Genomic DNA, 17,396 nt, shown 5'->3' with positions numbered 1-17,396 from the left:
CATCTTATTTTCATATCGTAGTTTAACAGATATTTTACCGGTAAAACAGTTTTTTCGCCAGCAAGAGCATGGGTGCCGCTATCTTTTACAAAACGAACAAACGATTGAATCCTGCTTTTATGATATATTCATAGCGTATCTGCCCATCCAAATCATGAAGGGATGACACTTATGCCAAATCCGGTCGTACATTTTGAAATCCTTGGAAAAGACGGAGCGAAACTGCAAAGCTATTACAGAGATCTGTTTCAATGGGAGATTAGCGCCGACAACCCGATGAACTACGGTTTGGTCGATACAAAAAGCGGCGGAATTAACGGAGGCATCGGCGGTTCGGAGTACCCGGGGCATGTGACGATTTATGTTGCGGTCCCTGACATGCAGGCGACTTTGGACAAGGCCGTCGAGTTGGGCGGCAAAATCATTATGCCGATTACCGAAATTCCCGGCACGGTGACGATGGCGCTTTTCACGGACCCGGAAAACAACATTATTGGCATCGTTAAAGATCAACCGCCGGCATAATCGGAACCAACGCGCAAACCTCCAACCCCACGTCAAGTGGTTTTGGAGGTTTTTTACGTCAGGTGGTTTTGGAGGTTTTTTTGCTGCTTTCCCTGGGAATTTTGCGAATTCTTTAAGATGATATGTTCAAATTGTTAAATAAAACCTGAAAAGCTTAATTCCTACTATATTATGCATAAATAGATGAAATGAAATATTCACAAACATTTTAAATGCAAATATATGGAAAAAATGAGATACTAGTAGAGTAACATAAAAATCCATTTTTTGAAAGGAATGAAATTATGAAGAAGTTTTACACCCTCATCCTGGCATTTTTACTCACAGTAAGCTTCGTAGTCACCCCTGCAAGCGCTTCAGTCAGCAATCCCAACCTGTCCCGAGTTCCGGGAACATGGGCGCCCGGAGCAACGCCCGCCAACCTCGATCCCAAGCTGCCGGTCATTTTGTTCGTACAGGGCCTTGACAGCTACGCCGGATCTTGGTATGAAACCAATGACATGTATCAGACCGCGTACAACAACGGGTATCAGACCGCTTTCGTCGAGTTGAACGATTCCGGCGGAACTCCCAAAAGTATGTGGGACAACGGCCAAATGCTGGCCCAAAAAATCGCCGACATCTCCAGCTATTTCAACAAAAAAATCGTCATCGTCGCGCACAGCAAAGGAGGCGTGGACACGCAAACCGCCCTTGTTCAGTATAACGCATACCCTTACGTGACTAACGTGATCACGCTGGGCTCCCCGCATCACGGTTCCCAATTGGCCGATCTGGCTTATACGAGTTGGGCTGGATGGCTGGCAGACCTCATTGGTTATAAAAACGACGGCACTTATTCGATGCAAACGTCCTACATGAACTACTTCCGCTCCGTAATCGACGCGAACCCGAACACCGCTTACAACAAATTTTACACCTTCGCCGGCACAGGCTGGTCGGATTCGTCAAAAGGCTCTTATGTCGCCGGCGGCATATTCCTGTCGCTTTTCGACAGCAATGACGGCGTCGTTACGGTGAGCAGCGCAAATGTGCCGAAAGGTACGATGGTCAAAGTCGGCACTTGGGACCACAATACGATCCGTCAAGGCTCCCAGACGTTCTCCTTGTTCAAACCTTATTTGACGGCTGCAGCCAAAGTTTCCGCCGGGCAATCAGGCCAAGACGACCTTGCCACCATTGCATCGCCCGCCTCCGCTTCGGCCCAGGATGCCGACGCTGCCGGCAAAAATGTATTAGTCCGGGGCGGCAGCCATAACGGAACCGCAAGCGAAAGCTTCCCTGTAGAAAACGACGTTAAAAACATTACGCTGGACTGGATTTCCGATCAAAAAGCGAACCGGGTGGAGCTTGTTTCACCTACAGGCGATCAAGTGGGTGTAGAAGTCAAATCTTATCAGGACGAGCAGGTGTTCAAAAATGCCTGGCATCATGTTGCCGTAGTGAACCAGCCGAAACAAGGCGAATGGACCGTCAAAACGCAATCCGGCAATCCCGGCGGCTACATGATGACCGTTCGTTTCGACTCGGAACTGGACAAGTCTATTCAGTTGCAGCTCAACAACGATAAAACGAAAATGCACGTTCAGCGGAATAAAGCTTCCCTGAAAGCGGACAAGCTGAAAATCCAATATCAGGTGGATTTCACTCCCGAAGACGGCAATGCCGGCAAAAAGCAAACCCGCAAAATGACCAAACTCGAATCCATCGATTCGGACAGCGATGTCAATTTGTCTGACACAAGCAGTAAAGGCGTTTACCAAGCTTCATTCGTCGTCAAAGGACAAACTGCAAAAGGCGCTCCATTCGAAAGAACGCTGCTTCGTTCCGTCTACATTGACGAGAAAGGCAACAGACACTAAGACGCCATGAAAAAACGGCTCTTTCGCACAGCTTGCGAACAGGGCCGTTTTTTTGCCGCATTGCGCAACTATTGAAGCTTATGCATACAGCGAGTCTGCATCGACTTGAATAGGGTGTTCCGGCATAAAGGGCGATGCGGCGCATAACGATAATTTATAAGCCGGGTCGATTTCATACTGCTTAAAATAGAAGCTCCGCAAATCGTTTTCGGCGGTCAGACGGATGTCGTCCCCCTGCTTGAGGATGCTGAATGAATCCAAAGCCAGACTGAGCCCTCTTCCATCGGCTTTGATATAGCTTTCTTTTAACGTCCAAATGTCAAAAAAACCAGCCAACCGATGCTCGCCGGGCATGTCCATAATCCATGCGCACTCGGCTGCGGAAAAAAAATGCCTGGCTATCTGCAGATCGATCGGTTGAATTTTCTCAACATCTACGCCTATCGGGTTCGAATCGACCGCACAGACGACCCAGTCCCCGGAATGGGAAATGTTGAAACAGACGCCATCCGCACCGTCAAGCTGCGGCTTGCCGTACGCACTCAAGCTGAAACGAATCTCATGGCGAGGCAGTTTGGCCGCAAGCCCGATCGCATGCTTGGCAAGCAGCTCCCCGATCGCCGAGCGAACCGCGTCTTCGATTCTCAGCATGCGCCGGACTTTGTTCTGTTTTTCCGGAGTTAACTGTTCCGTCATCCGCTCAAGCTTCAATCGATCCATACTTTCCGACACCCGCACGGCAAAAATTTGCGGTTTGAGCAAAGCAGATCCCTCTCTTCTTTTCAAATCGGCCCATTAATCGTTAAACTCAAGCAATCCCGCTCTCATTAATTCGTCCATATGAATTTCGGACAACTCTTCAAGGAGGCCCAATCCGGTTGCGGTTAACCTTATAAAAATACTGCGTTTGTCATCCGGGTTCGGAAAGCGCTGCACCAGCTCCAGTTCTTCGCAGCGTTTAATCAGCTCCACGCAGGCATGAGGAGTAATTTGCAGGCGCTCGGCCAGCTCTTTTGGCGTCGCATAGTCACGGTCGGGAAAACCCATTATAGACAGCATAAGTTGATGGTACTGCGGGGTGAGCCCTTTTCTCCGCGCGGCCTCCTCGCTGAACCGGATAAATTTGCGTATGCGATATCGGAACAAAGCGAGCTGCTCGTACACATGTTTAGGCAATCGTTCCTTATTCATATCCAACACCTCGCTTCAACCGGAATATATTTACTGTACAGCATTCGCTTAAGAGGAACAAGCTGAAGAAATGAAAACAGCTCAGTCTGTTTGATCAAAGTCATAATACCTTACATATAATTAATGAAAATATGATTTGTGAACAAAAAAACATATTTATATGTCATATTTTATAACATAAAATCTTGACTTAAATCGTTATACGATATATATTGAGCGTAAATAGTTATATCCAGTTATATTTCGTATCATGAAATCTGTCCGTGCCACGCACGTTAACGCTGGTGAATAAACATGACAACCAAAAAAGTGAAAAGCGTCTGCCCGTATTGCGGCGTCGGCTGCGGCATTGTGCTCGAAGTGTCCGGGGACCGCGTCGTTAAAGTTACAGGCGATAAAGAACATCCGACCAATTTCGGCCGACTGTGCACGAAGGGTAACACCTGCGCTCAGGCAATCGCCGAATCCGGGCGAATGGAATATGCCTACCGGCGTTCGACCCGTACCGATCAACCGGTTCAAACCGGTATCGATGAAGCGATCCGCGATACGGCTGCGCGGCTGCGTGCGATTCTTGACCGGCACGGCCCTGACGCGCTTTCCTTTTACGTATCGGGTCAAATGTCGCTGGAATCGCAATATCTCATCAACAAGCTGGCCAAAGGTTTCATCCGCACCAACAACATCGAATCCAATTCACGCTTATGTATGGCCAGCGCTGGCAGCGGCTATAAATTGTCGCTCGGAGCGGACGGTCCTCCCGGCTCTTATCAGGACATGGACCGCACGGACTTGTTTTTCGTTATCGGAGCGAATATGGCCGACTGCCATCCGATACTTTTTCTGCGGGTTATGGATCGGGTCAAGGCGGGCGCCAAGCTGATCGTCGTCGATCCGCGGCGCAACGCGACCGCAGATAAAGCAACGCTTTTTATGCAAATCAAGCCCGGTACGGATCTTGCGCTGTTGAACGGCCTCCTCCATTTGATCGTCAAAAACGGTCATACCGATCCGGCCTTTATCGCCGAATTCACATCCGGTTGGGAGCAGATGCCGGACTTCCTCGAAGCGTACACGCCGGACAAAGTAGCGGACATAACCGGCATTCCCGAAGCGGATATCCGCCGGGCGGCATCATGGATCGGCGAATCGCCCGAGTGGATGAGCTGCTGGACGATGGGGCTTAATCAGAGCACGCACGGCACCTGGCATACGAACGCCATCTGCAACCTGCACCTGGCGACCGGCGCCATATGCCGCCCCGGCAGCGGCCCCTTCTCGCTGACCGGCCAGCCGAATGCGATGGGCGGCCGGGAGATGGGCTATATGGGACCCGGCTTGCCGGGGCAGCGTTCCGTGCTCGTCGAGCACGAGCGGCATTTTATCGAGGATATGTGGAACGTGCCGCGGGGCACGCTCAGGACCGAAGTCGGCACCGGAACCGTATCGATGTTCCAAAGCATGCAGGCCGGCGACATCAAGGCGTGCTGGATCATTTGCACGAACCCCGTCGCCACCGTGCCCAACCGCAAAAACGTCATCGCCGGCCTGCAGGCGGCCGAACTGGTCATTACGCAGGATGCGTTTTTCGATACCGAGACGAACCGCTATGCGGATATACTGCTTCCCGGCGCATTATGGTCGGAGGCCGAGGGTGTGATGATCAACTCCGAGCGGAACTTGACGTTGATGCAAAAAGCGGTCGAACCGCCCGGAGAAGCGCTGCCCGACTGGCAAATTATCGCCCGGGTCGCTTGCGAAATGGGCTATGTCGAGGCATTTTCCTACGACTCTGCGGCAGATGTCTACAAAGAAATTCAACGGGCATGGAACCCCAAAACCGGCTATGACATCCGCGGCGCCGCTATCGAACGGCTGCGCAAAGAGCCCGTACAGTGGCCCTGCGCCCCGGACAGCGAAAGCAGCCGGAACCCGATCCGCTATTTGAACGACGGGACCAGTCAAACGCTGAAAGAGCATGCCGACGGCAGCCGCCCGCGGCTCGTATTTCCGACGGAAAGCGGCAAAGGCATCTTTTTGGCGCGGCCCTATTTGCCCCCTGCCGAGATGCCGGACAGCGACTTTCCTTTCGTGCTGAACACCGGTCGGCTGCAGCATCAATGGCACACCATGACCAAAACCGGCAAAATTCCGACGCTGAACAAGCTGAATCCGGGGCCTTTTATCGAAATTCATCCCGAAGACGCGGCGGCGCTCGGCATTGCCGATCAGGAGCGCGTAGAAATCCGCTCGCGGCGCGGTCTGGCTGTTTTGCCGGCTGTCGTTACCGACAGGGTGCGGCCGGGCAATTGCTTTGCCCCCTTTCATTGGAACGATGTGTTCGGCGACCAACTTGCGATTAACGACGTCACCAACGACGCGATCGATCCCATATCGTTTCAGCCGGAATTTAAATATTGCGCCGTCTCGCTGGTCCGTGCCGCAGAGCATTCCGCACAGGACCGGTCCATGCCTCAGGGCGATGAAAATCAAGCTTACGCCTATGCAAGCGAAGCGGCAGCCAATCAGAAGGAGGACGTGTATATGACGCAAATCGATACGCTCGCCAATATGCTCGGCATTCAATCCTCATCGATGATCACGCTGGATAATCACGAGAAAATGTATATCGCCGGATTCATAACGAGCCTGCGCGCCGAAGAAACGCGGCCTGCTCCCGGTATTCCGGTGCTGCCCCCCACCGCTCCGCTTGAGCCTGTCAAACGTTTTTGGCTTGACGGTCTGCTCGCCGGAATGTTTTCCCGGACGTACCTTCCCGAGGCTGGGCTCGCTCCAAATCACGCGCCGCCGGCTGTAGCGGAGATTACCGCCTCATCTTCGTCTTTGCCGGAGGCGGAGCCTGAAAAAGCCGGCAAGCCTCGCGTCGCCGTAGTTTGGGCATCGCAGACCGGCAATGCGGAAGGCGCGGCGAGCGACTGCGCCAAAAAGCTGCAAAGCTCCGGTTACAGCGTACGGCTTGTCAACATGAACGCCCTATCCGCAGCGGATCTGTCCGCAGAACGATTTGTTTTGTTCGTGGCGAGCACATTCGGTGCGGGCGATCCGCCGGATAATCGCGAAACCTTCTGGGAGCAGCTGGGAGCAGGCGATGCGCCCCGTCTGCCCGATCTGCGCTATGCCGTGCTCGCGTTCGGCGATTCCAGCTATGATCTGTTTTGCGGATTCGGACGCAATCTGGACACCCGACTGGAACAGCTTGGCGCGCAGCGGCTCATGAACCGCGTCGATTGCGATACGGATTTCCGGGAGCAGGCCGAAGCGTGGATGAATGCGATCGAAAAAGCGCTGGAACATGCGGAATCGGCCGCAGCACCGGAGATCGCGGAAAAAAAGCAATATGACCGCAATCATCCGCTGCGCACACGCGTCATTGCCAACCGGCGTCTGAACCGGGAGGACTCCGAAAAGGAGACGCGCCATTATATTTTCGACCTGGCGGATAAGGGGCTGCAGTACGAGGCCGGGGACGCGCTTGGCGTATGGCCGACCAATTGTCCGGAACTCGTCGAGGAGATTATAACGGCGGTCAAGCTGGGTCCGTCCGCACCGGTTACGGTGAAAGACCGCGGAGAGATGCCGCTCGCCGAGGCGCTGCTCCGGCACTTTGAAATTGCCCGCATAACGCCGGGCATGCTCCAGTTCGTGCAGGAGCGCTCGGGCAGCGGCATGCTCGCCGATCTGCTGAAGAGCGAAAATAAAGCCCAGCTGAAAAAGTGGCTGTGGGGACGGCAGCTCGCCGATCTGCTGCAGCAATTTCCGTTGACCGCCGGCGCGGATGATTTTATCGGAATGCTGAAGCCCATGCAGCCGCGGCTTTATTCCATTTCCTCCAGCCCGAAAGCGAACCCCGGCGAAGTTCATATTACAGTTTCGACCGTACGCTACTCCTGCGGCGGTAAATCGAGAAAAGGCGTCTGCTCCTCCTTCCTCGCGGACCGCTCCGATGCCAACGGCGAAATTCCGGTTTTCGTTCAAAAAGCCGCGCATTTCCGTCCCCCCGCCAACCCGGATGTGCCGATGATCATGGTCGGGCCCGGCACCGGCGTAGGGCCGTTCCGCGGCTTCCTTCAGGAGCGGCAGGCGACCGGAGCGAGAGGAAAGAACTGGCTTCTGTTCGGCGAACAGCGGGCCGACAGCGATTTTTATTTTAAGGAAGAGTTGGAGGAAATGCAGAAAAACGGCGTCCTGCACCGCCTGGATACCGCCTTTTCCCGCGATCAGCCCGAAAAAATTTATGTCCAGCACCGCATGATGGAACATGGCGCCGAAATGTGGAAATGGCTCCAGGAGGGCGCTCACTTCTACATTTGCGGCGACGCCAGCCGGATGGCCAAAGAAGTCGATTCGACGCTCAAAAAGATCGTTCAGCAGCACGGCGGCATGAGCGCCGCCGACGCGGAAGCTTACGTCAAAGAGATGACGCAAAGCAAGAGATACGCCCGCGACGTATATTAAATCATCACAGAAAAACCGGGATTCCTTTATTTGGAAAGGGTCCCGGTTTTCGTTTGCAGGAACGGGCTGCTAACCCGCGCGGCGCAAAAGCCATTTTCTCAGAAGCAATCCGGCGACAAGACATCCCGCGCCGATAAAAAACAGTTTCAAATACCGCTCCACCACGCCGAACACTTGCTGCCATTGTTCCCCGAAACCGTAGCCCAGCATGAAAAAAACGGCTACCCACAAGCAAGTCCCCGTATACGCATAAAGCGCTACAGTTTTGTACGGAACGCGAATAATTCCGATGAAATAACCGACAAACTGGCGGATACCGGGAATGAAGAAGCAGACGAGCAGCAGCTTGTCCCCGTATTTGTCATAATAGTGACGCGTTTTCCGTACCATCGACGGCTTTACCAGCAGCCATTTGCCGTACTTTTCGATCAGCGGCATCCCCAGCTTGTAGCCGATCCAGTACGTAATCGTGACTCCTGCTACCGCCCCGGTCAAAGCGGCCAAAAAAGCCGGCATCGTGCCGAGCACGCCTCTGAACGCCAAATATCCGGTATAGGTCAGCGTGCTGTTGCCGGGCGGAATCGGTGAGGCGATAAAATCCAAAGGCAGCCCGAGGAGCAGCACGAAATATCCGTATTGCCCGAACAAACGCTCCACCAAGTCGATAACATTCATATTTCTGCTCCTCATGATCAGTAGATTATCAGTCCCTACCATTATAGTATAATCCGATAACCCATAAGAAACCAAAAGCAACGATAAACGGCATCACAATTAAGCCTGAACTGTGCTTAAATGTTACGCCGGGGTTAACTGCTCTGGCGAAAGCGGCTAAGCAATCGTCGCGTGGCTCCGCCGATTAGCGCATGCTCACAGCCTCGCGGAAAAGACTTCCGGGAGGCTGTGAGCGCTGCGCCCGGAGCTGCTTACTCGCAACCAGTCCGCAAAACGCGACCTTGTGCCGCAGGGCAAAATCCGGCAACCCGCCGCAGGCGGATTCGCGGTAGGCTCCGCTTTAAGGGTCCAGACTGGGACAGCTCTTCGACTCCCAGCGGGTATAGGCGCTGTACCGCTCACCTTCTTCATCCGCGCTATCCGCAGCCTTGAGAAAATCGACGCCCGCAAATCCGGTCGACTTTTGCTCGCGGCGCTGGCGTGAGCAAAGCGGCTTGGCACGGCGAAAAGCCTGCAAAAGTGCAGGCTTTATTTGTGAAAGTGGCTCGTTTGGAGGAAAAGCCTGCGATTGTGCAGGAATTTTTGCTCACGATGGCCTTGAGCTCGTGTATTTGCTGAAAAGCCTGCACATTTGCAGGAATATTTCGCGGTGAGCGTCTTAACGAGCAAAAAGATGCACTTTTGCAGGTTTTCTCTGCGCTGCCTGCTCGAGTGCGATACGCGAACCCCGGCAGGCGTGTTTTTCGGCAGTCGCAACCGCCAACTGGCTGCTTCCTCAGCCAGTAGGCCAGTTGGCACTGGTTGTTCCGGCTACGTAACGCCATAAAGCTAGGAGTCTGTCCGAACGAGTTACTTTTGTGCATACCGGGAGAATAATGACTGCATATATTGCCGCTCGCGCCGCATAATTACGGTCATTTTGCATATATACTTTCTACGTGGTTCATCGGACAGACTCTTAGGTGCGCAGCTGCAAAGAATGCAAAAAATGCATACCAACATACCGGCTCCATAGACGCCTGTATGTTGGTATGCATTGTATCGCTGCGCTAAATATGCAAAGCTTCCAGCAGCATAGAAATCATTTTTGCCGCTTCGGCTCTTGTTAGTTTGCCTCCCGGGCGGAACGAACCATCGGGGTAGCCGCTCGCGATTTTTTGTCCGGAAATCGTCTGTATACCCGATTGGGCCCAGTCCGGAATGTCGCGCTGATCGGCGTACACGGCGCTGCTCTTGGTTGCGCCGATGGAATACCATTTCAGCACCCTGCTCATAATGACAGCCATTTCGGCACGCGTAACCGGCTGATCCGGTTTAAAGATTGGTGCGCCCTTCTCTTCGTAGCCTTGAATCACACCGGCTTGCACGGCGCTCGCGATCGAATCCTTGGCCCAATCGGGCAAGGCATCGCGGTCTGTGAATACGGACGGAGCTGCGGCTTTTTTCAAGGCTAGGGCATCCGCGATCATTTTCACCAATTGAGCCCGTGTTACCGCTTCTTCCGGCCGGAAAGTGTGATCCTCAAACCCTTGAATGATCCCCCTGCCGACCAGACGGTCGACGTAAACCGCCGCCCAATGGTTTTTCATATCGGTGAAGCTTTTCAAATTGACGGCAAATACGGCGTACGAGCCAAAATGATTCGTTTCCACGGAAATGGTTCCGCTGCCGGACACGCTGCCGCCGATATACAGCCACCGTTCCTGCACTTTATTATAATAGTACACCGCAGGCTTCAAACCTGCTCCAACCTGTGAAGCGTCAAACTGTAAACTCAGCTTCGTCGGTTTATTCAGGTTCGAACCCGTGCTGCTTGCGAATTCCACAACAGGGCTAAGGCTCTTGATTTCCGAAGCCGGAGGCGCTTGATCCGCATGCAGGACTGAAACCCGGATCTTCCCGTCGCTTGGCAGCGCGCCGGCGGGAATCGTTATGGAACCTCTGCGAGGAAGTTCCACTGTGCCTCCTTCGGAAGCGATGACGAATTGCTCGATACTCTCTGTTTCCGGAGTTTGCGCAGGTGTCGTTGAGGCACCCGAATTGCTCGAACCAGTCGAAGACGTGCTGCTTCCGCTCCCCCCGCTGTTTCCGCTACCTTCACTCGCAGCGCTTACCGTCACGTTCACCGTATCGGCATAGACATTGTTCGTGACGGTAATCACCGCCGCTCCCGCCTGCTTCGCTTCGATCAGACCGTTTACTGTCACCGTCGCCACCGCCGCATTGCTGCTGCTGTAAATCGTCCCGTATGTCGCTGAAGTTACATCCTGGGTCGTGCTGTCGGACATTTGTGCCGTCACTGCGAGCTGACGGCTGACGGTGCCGCCAAGCTGCAGCAGCACCGGCTTAGGCGATGCGGCTATGCCGGTCATGCGAACAACCGGAGGCGGCGATTGGGCCTCTGCGACCATCACGTTCACCGTATCCGCAAACCCATTGTTCGTGACGGTAATCACCGCCGCTCCCGCCTGCTTCGCTTCGACCAGACCGTTCGCGGTCACCGTCGCTACCTGCGCATTGCTGCTGCTGTATGTAGTCCCGTATGTCGCTGAAGTTAGATCCCGGATCGAACTATCGGACATTTGTTCCACGACTGCGAGCTGACGGCTGACGGTGCTGCCCAGTTGCAGCAGTACAGGCTTAGGCGATGCGGTTATACCGGTCACAGTCTTATATTCAATCGACGCTTCGCCCAACATGCTGCTGTCCCCGCCCGGGTAAGCGCGGAACGTGTATGTTCCGAGTCCCGGGTTCGTCAAACCCGCATCCCCGCTAATCCCCACTTCGACCGTGCCAAGCAAAGGAATATTTTCCGGTACACGTATCGAAAGCGAGCGGTCAAAGCTGCTGTAGTAGATATACGGCACAGGCAGCCCGTTCATAGTGATAGAGCTCGCGTTTATCGAATTGGGCACCGTTAATCCGGCCGGAAACCGGATCGTTATGGAATCCGCATTGTCCGCAGACAACGGTAAGTTCGTCTGAAAGCGGAACGTGTAAGGCACATTGGAAGCCCCGGGCGCAATGGTTCCGGCTGTCGCCGTGAAGTTCTGGATCGTATCCGGCGCAATTATAAGCGGGACTGTGCTTGGAATGACCGTCTTCGAAGTAGAGACCTGCAAGTCGTATACCCCGTAATGATCTTTGAAAAGATTCGGTATTTTGAAAACCAGACTATAATCCGGATCCAAATAATAATCCGAAGGCAGCACGAATTGCAGCTTGTTATCGGCCAGACGGGTCATCGACGCAGGCGCGGAATCCATAGACGGGCCGTCTATCACCAGATCCACCCTAACGTCGCTTGGAGATATGGACGGATCGGTCAACATCGTTCCCGGCGGACTTGAAACCGTAACCGTGTCTCCGCCTTTCAAAATCGTCGGACTTGCGAGTCTGAACCTCAAGGTCCCATCACTCTCCGGAGAAACATACCCTCTATCGTGAGACGGATTATCCGCCAAAGAAGCGCCTGCCGCCGAAATAATGCCGATGCGTCGAGTCGCCTGCAGCGGATCTACACTCGTGCCCAGCAAGAAGCTGTAATATCCGGGCGCTGAAGGATTGGCGATTTGCGCTGCCGAGTCGATATCAACGACGGCATCCGAAAAGCTGGACAACGTCGACGACGGCTCAACAATCAGCTGATTGCCTGAAACGGTTGCTGAACCGGCTGCTGCTCCATTGATTTTCACATGGGCCCGATCGACCGATGAAGGCAGCGTCATTTCCGCCGGAAACGTGATGTTGATGCTGCTCGTTTCGGCCGGTAGCTGCTGCATGACCATGAATTTAAAATGGTAGCCGGTCACTGCCGATGCCGCATAAGAATCCGCGTCAGGGTAATAGTTCGCAACACTGCGAGCGTACATCGGGCTGTTTGAGGTCGCCCGCGTCGTGTTGGACAATGTGCTGATCGCATACTGCTTCAGTCCGGCGGTCTTGTAATGGTAATCGGGCGTGATCAGGAAATTCGCCACCCGGATGTCCACAAACGCCCCGGCGGATATTCCCGCAGACAAGTGGAAAGACAGCATAGGTTGCCACTCGGGGCTTAACTGGGTTGTCACAGTATCAAACAGGCTGCTTGGCGACGCATCGACTTTGGTGCTTAAGCTCGCGGCAAGCACGGATGTATTAGCCGACCAAAAGAAAGCGGTGTTTCCTACGAAATTGTATTGAGGAGGCAACACGATTTGAATAGTTTCCCCCGCTTGCAGATTGTCGGCAGGAGTAAATACGAAATGAAAAGCAGGTGTCTCTTTGGTATAATTCCCCGAGCCCAAATAATAACCGCTAAAATACACCGTGCTCTCGGGGATCGCTTCAAAATCGCTGAATGCGCTGCCGTTTATACCGGCCCCCTCCGCTCGCTGAGGAATGCCCCAGGCCAGAACCAGAAGTGCAACCGCGAGCGTTGCGTTCATAACGATGCGAAAACGAGTCAAACTTTTGTACAGTCTTGCTGAAAACATGGATGTCCTCCCTCTATGAATTTGAAAGTCGCTCTATCAATCTACCAGCCCAAGTTTAAAACTGGGTTAAAAAATAAGAAAACCTCTACCGAGGCCCTCGATGATGAGCGACCGCGTGTAGAGGTTGGTTTTATCGCCAAGTGAGAAGCCCGATTTCGTAGCAACAGCTCTATTCAAAAATCCATTTCTCGCCGTACGATTTGATCAGATGTTTGTTTTCCGGCGTTTCTTCCACCGGCTTATTGTACATATCGATCGTTTTTCCTTTTATAGTAAAAATTCCGCCGGCTGTTCTATACCATGCGGCATGTGTCTCCCCGCTTTTTACATAAACGATTTTATAAAACGTATTCGGGTACTGCGCTCGCTTCCCGTCTCTGCTTGCCATCGTGCCTGCGAAAGGACTGTCTTCCAATTTCGTTTTACTAATAGTTTTGACCTCGCCGCCCATCGATTCGATCACTTTGTGAATTTCTTTATGTTCCAGACGGTTCCCGGCCAGCCCTGCCGCTAAAAAGAAAATAAAAGCCGAAACCAGCAAAACGATGAAAATCAAACCGCCTAATTTCGTTCCATTGCTGCGCATAGCTTGCATCATATGTTTCCTCGCGATCCTATTGAATGTTTTGCCGACGTATGGCCCATACAACACGACAAAAGTATTTCTTCTATTATACTACCAGAAAATACTTCCAGAGAATGCCTTCGCGCAAAAAAAGAAAGACAGCTTCCGTATGCGGAAACTGTCTTCCATGCAAAGCCACTTGCCTTATTGGCTTGTTGTCGGCTCCGGGGCCGCCGTATGTTTATCTTTGAGATAAATAACGATCGCTGCAGCGAAACAAAGGACAATGATGCTGATCGAAGTCCACTGCGCCGCCGTCCAGCCGAACAAAAATTTGGGCGAATCTCCCCGCAGCATTTCCAAAAGAAACCGTCCGGTATTGTACAGCGTATTCGTCAGCAAAAACAAATAACCCCGTTTTAATCTCCGCGGCAAAAGGATCATCACTATCGCAAAAATAATGACGTCCATCTGCCCTTCCCATACTTCCGCCGGATACAGAGGCTTGTCCCCGAAAGTCGCGCGGGCGTTGGTGCCCTCGGGATACAATATCCCCCAGTTGCCGCCGGTTGGATCGCCGAACGCGTCTCCGTTCATTAAATTCGCATCCCGGCCGATGCTTTGTCCCAGTATGAGGCCGGGCGCGCATAAATCGGCCAGCTCCCAAAACGATATCCGGTGCTTTCGAACATACCACAATCCGTACAAAAGCGCACCGACGATGCCGCCTTGAATGGATAAACCGCCGTGCCAAATGGCAATAATTTCTCCCGGATGCTGCGAATAAAATTCCCAATCGAAAAAGAAAACTTGCCAAAAACGGGAGCCGACGATCGCACACAGAAACATCGGTACGGCCATGTTCAGAAAATGTTCGGCCAGCTCGGTTTTCTTTTGCAATTTGGCTAATGTAACGGTTACGCCCACACCCAAACCAAATGCCAACATAAAAAGCAAACTGTACGAGCGTATTGGAAATGCGCCTATGTGGCCTAAAAATTGAAGCATCTTTAACCTCCGGAAGCCGCTGGCTTGAATTAAGAAGTCGCAAAAAGGCCGGTCAGCCGCTGCTCCCCTTTGTTCCCAAAGATGATCATACCACAGAGGACTTACTTTAAAAAGACGGGCCCAACGCAGGCGTCATGGCCGGTTACGCCGGACGTGTGCGCGCTGCGGGCTTCCCCTCCCAATTAACCAAAAAGATGCCGATGCAGATGAGCGCTCCGCCCGCGCCCATATACCATTTTACCTGCTCGCCAAGCAGCAGCCAGCTGAAAAATACGCCGAACAGCGGCACCAGGAACAGAAATGCGCTCGTTTTGGCGGGATCGCCGTTCCGGAGCAAGTAAAACCAGAGCGAAAACTGCACAATCGAGCAGACGATCGCCAGCCACAGCACAACCGTCACCGATGTGCCGGTGAATGTAAAGGCCGGATGCTCCGCAAATGCGCTCAGAATGAGCAGCGCGAGTCCGCCGGCCAGCATCTGATAGGCCGCGAGCACGGTCATATCGAACGCGGCTCCCCACCGCTTGATGAGCAGAGTGGCCGTCGCAAAGCAGAGCGCGCCCGCAAAGCCGATAAAGGTGCCCGGCGACAGACCCATGTGAAAGCCGAAAGTAAAAACGACGCCGACTAGACCGACGGCTACGCCGAGCCATTGACGGCCGCGGTACACCGCTCCGGCAAACAGCGTCCCCAGCACGATGACGAGCAGCGGATTCGTGCACGTAATGATCGAAGATTCGCCGGAAGTAATCCACCGCATGCTGTAATAGCAGCAGCCCATAACGCCGGCGGATTGCACCAGACCGATCGTGGCGATCTGCAGCCACTGCTTCCCGCCGCGGGGCCGGGGCTTTTTGGCCACGATAATAGCAAGCAAGGCACCGGCCAGCACGAAGCGGATGCCTGTCAAAAAGAACGGCGGCGCGTAGGAAAGGCCGATTTTGCCGACCGGAAAAGCAATGCCCATAATAAGCGTCGTTAGAAGCACAAGACTGACATATTTGTATTTATTCATCACTGAATCCTCCATCTCGCTGGTTTTGACCCTATTGTAAGCGAGCTTCGGAATTATGTATAATGATTGTTAAAGATATCAATTATCATTTTTTATGATAGCAAACTGAAACGAGTGCAACGTATATATTTTACGGCCAGGACGGAGGTTCAGTCATTATGGAAAGCGCAGATTTGCGGGTATTTCAAATGGTCGCGCGCGAAGGCTCGATTACAAAAGCCGCCTTGCGGCTTGGATACGTGCAGTCCAATGTGACTGCCCGGATTCAACAGCTGGAGTCGGAGCTCGGCACGGTGCTGTTTTTTCGCCACAACCGGGGCATGACGCTCTCTTCAAGCGGCAAAACGCTGCTCGCCTACGCGGATAAAATCGTCGGTCTGCTGGAGGAAGCGTCATTAGCCCTCTCCTCCACGTCCGAGCCCAGCGGCCCTCTCATGATCGGGTCGACTCAAACCGCCGCCGCCGTTCGGCTGCCCAAGCTGCTTGCCGCGTATTACGAGCGGCATCCGAACGTTTTGCTGTCGCTGACGACGGGAAATACGCAATTTTTAATCGAGAAAGTGCTGCATTATGAGTTGGAAGGCGCTTTTATCGGGGACCAGTGCGATCATCCGGAGCTTCAGTCCGTTCCCGCTTTCGACGAAGAGCTCGTGATCATATCCGCTCCGTCTGTCTCCGATTTGAAAGAAGCGGTAACAAAGCCGATCCTTACGCTCACCTCGGGCTGCTCTTACCGCGAAATTTTGGAGCAATGGCTGCGGTTCAGCGGATTGACGCAGCCGGTCATTATGGAATTCGGCACGCTTGAAGCGATTATTGGCTGCGTATCGGCAGGACTCGGCATGTCGCTAATATCCAGAACCGTAATTCGCAAGCACGAAGTGGAAGGCACGCTGAACATTCATGAGATCCCCGAGTCGTTCAGCCTTATGAAAACCGAATTCATTATGCGCAAAGATTCCTTTATCAGCAGTGCCCTGCGCGCTTTTATAGGCATGCTGCCGGGCGCCGCCGCGGCTGACAGCGCTCAAGAGCGAAAGAAACTTACTTGAAATGGTATTTTTGCTGACGATGGGCATGACGTCAATTAGGCCCTGCCTTCGGGCTCGGCAAACGCGTTGGAATAATCGCCCGGCTGCGCAAGAAGCCGGCACTTTATTGAAGTGCGGGGCCGCCCGAGAAAGTCGCGACGCCTTGTTAGGGGCAGCGACCGACCGCCGGCATGCGGCGCAGCACCGCGCACTGGGAGCTGCGCGCGGCGCGAAAAGGGCTGGGGGCCGCCATTCGTGCGGCGGCTTGGCAAGCTGAAAGCCTGCAAAAGTGCAGGCTTTTTCTGTGTATGCGGCTCATATTGAGAAAATTCCTGCAATTGTGCAGGAATTTTCGATAAAAATGAGCCTCAGCTCGTATATTCGCGCAAAAGCCTGCACATTTGCAGGAATATTCCGCTGCTGGCATACCAGCGAGCAAAAAACTGCACTTTTGCAGGTTTTCCCCGACTCGCCAAGCAGATGCGCCTCCCTGGCGGGGGTCAACAGACTTTTTTCGCAGCTTTTCCCCACGTTACCAAGCAGATACGCCTCCCTAGCAGGGGAGTCAACAGA

At 53.3% G+C, this 17,396-nt stretch carries 13 protein-coding genes; 5 read left to right on the top strand and 8 right to left on the bottom strand.

Annotated elements, in window-relative coordinates:
* Window positions 1-171: 171 nt before the first annotated feature.
* Together AC0LWT_RS08855 and AC0LWT_RS08850 are read left to right on the top strand one after the other, a co-directional pair.
* The gene (locus tag AC0LWT_RS08855; protein ID WP_474680870.1) at window positions 172-525 is read left to right on the top strand and encodes a VOC family protein; all 354 of its coding nucleotides are present in this window, start codon (window positions 172-174) and stop codon (window positions 523-525) included.
* A gap of 284 nt (window positions 526-809) precedes the next feature.
* Window positions 810-2,387, top strand: a complete 1,578-nt coding sequence (locus AC0LWT_RS08850; protein ID WP_474680869.1) for an esterase/lipase family protein — start codon at window positions 810-812, stop codon at window positions 2,385-2,387.
* A gap of 78 nt (window positions 2,388-2,465) precedes the next feature.
* On the opposite strand, the gene AC0LWT_RS08845 is transcribed toward AC0LWT_RS08850, so the two are convergent.
* Both AC0LWT_RS08845 and AC0LWT_RS08840 read right to left on the bottom strand, forming a co-directional pair.
* Entirely contained in the window at window positions 2,466-3,149 is a 684-nt protein-coding gene (locus tag AC0LWT_RS08845) for a 4'-phosphopantetheinyl transferase family protein (RefSeq protein WP_474680868.1), read from the bottom strand.
* Window positions 3,150-3,182: 33 nt separating this feature from the next.
* Window positions 3,183-3,578 (bottom strand): MarR family winged helix-turn-helix transcriptional regulator, encoded by a 396-nt coding sequence (locus AC0LWT_RS08840; RefSeq protein ID WP_474680867.1) that lies wholly within the window; start codon window positions 3,576-3,578, stop codon window positions 3,183-3,185.
* Between the two features lie 294 nt (window positions 3,579-3,872).
* Between AC0LWT_RS08840 and AC0LWT_RS08835 the strand changes: the two genes are divergently transcribed.
* On the top strand, window positions 3,873-8,054 hold the full coding sequence (locus tag AC0LWT_RS08835) for a sulfite reductase subunit alpha (RefSeq protein ID WP_474680866.1): 4,182 nt from the start codon (window positions 3,873-3,875) through the stop codon (window positions 8,052-8,054).
* Between the two features lie 69 nt (window positions 8,055-8,123).
* Here AC0LWT_RS08835 and AC0LWT_RS08830 read toward each other — a convergent pair whose 3' ends face one another.
* Window positions 8,124-8,729, bottom strand: a complete 606-nt coding sequence (locus AC0LWT_RS08830) for a DedA family protein (protein ID WP_474680865.1) — start codon at window positions 8,727-8,729, stop codon at window positions 8,124-8,126.
* A gap of 1,049 nt (window positions 8,730-9,778) precedes the next feature.
* A complete protein-coding gene (locus AC0LWT_RS08825) occupies window positions 9,779-13,204 on the bottom strand; it encodes an S-layer homology domain-containing protein (RefSeq protein WP_474680864.1) in 3,426 nt (1,141 codons plus the stop codon).
* 15 nt (window positions 13,205-13,219) lie between these two features.
* Here AC0LWT_RS08825 and AC0LWT_RS08820 point away from each other — a divergent pair, with 15 nt between their 5' ends.
* Entirely contained in the window at window positions 13,220-13,348 is a 129-nt protein-coding gene (locus AC0LWT_RS08820; protein ID WP_474680863.1) for a hypothetical protein, read from the top strand.
* 25 nt (window positions 13,349-13,373) lie between these two features.
* On the opposite strand, the gene AC0LWT_RS08815 is transcribed toward AC0LWT_RS08820, so the two are convergent.
* From AC0LWT_RS08815 to AC0LWT_RS08805, 3 genes are all read right to left on the bottom strand, one after another.
* Complete coding sequence (locus AC0LWT_RS08815) at window positions 13,374-13,802, bottom strand: hypothetical protein (protein WP_474680862.1); 429 nt, start codon at window positions 13,800-13,802, stop codon at window positions 13,374-13,376.
* 171 nt (window positions 13,803-13,973) lie between these two features.
* The gene (gene lgt, locus AC0LWT_RS08810) at window positions 13,974-14,777 is read right to left on the bottom strand and encodes a prolipoprotein diacylglyceryl transferase (protein ID WP_474680861.1); all 804 of its coding nucleotides are present in this window, start codon (window positions 14,775-14,777) and stop codon (window positions 13,974-13,976) included.
* A gap of 142 nt (window positions 14,778-14,919) precedes the next feature.
* Entirely contained in the window at window positions 14,920-15,792 is an 873-nt protein-coding gene (locus AC0LWT_RS08805; protein ID WP_474680860.1) for a DMT family transporter, read from the bottom strand.
* 158 nt (window positions 15,793-15,950) lie between these two features.
* Between AC0LWT_RS08805 and AC0LWT_RS08800 the strand changes: the two genes are divergently transcribed.
* Complete coding sequence (locus tag AC0LWT_RS08800; protein ID WP_474680859.1) at window positions 15,951-16,844, top strand: LysR family transcriptional regulator; 894 nt, start codon at window positions 15,951-15,953, stop codon at window positions 16,842-16,844.
* 294 nt (window positions 16,845-17,138) lie between these two features.
* Here the strand turns inward: AC0LWT_RS08800 and AC0LWT_RS08795 are convergent.
* Window positions 17,139-17,396: hypothetical protein (locus AC0LWT_RS08795; RefSeq protein WP_474680858.1), on the bottom strand; the 258-nt coding region annotated here is incomplete at its 5' end.

This window comes from Paenibacillus sp. sgz302164, from assembly GCF_056120505.1.
The sequence above is the reverse complement of the archived record's forward strand: the minus strand, read 5'-3'. Positions and strand labels throughout refer to the sequence as shown.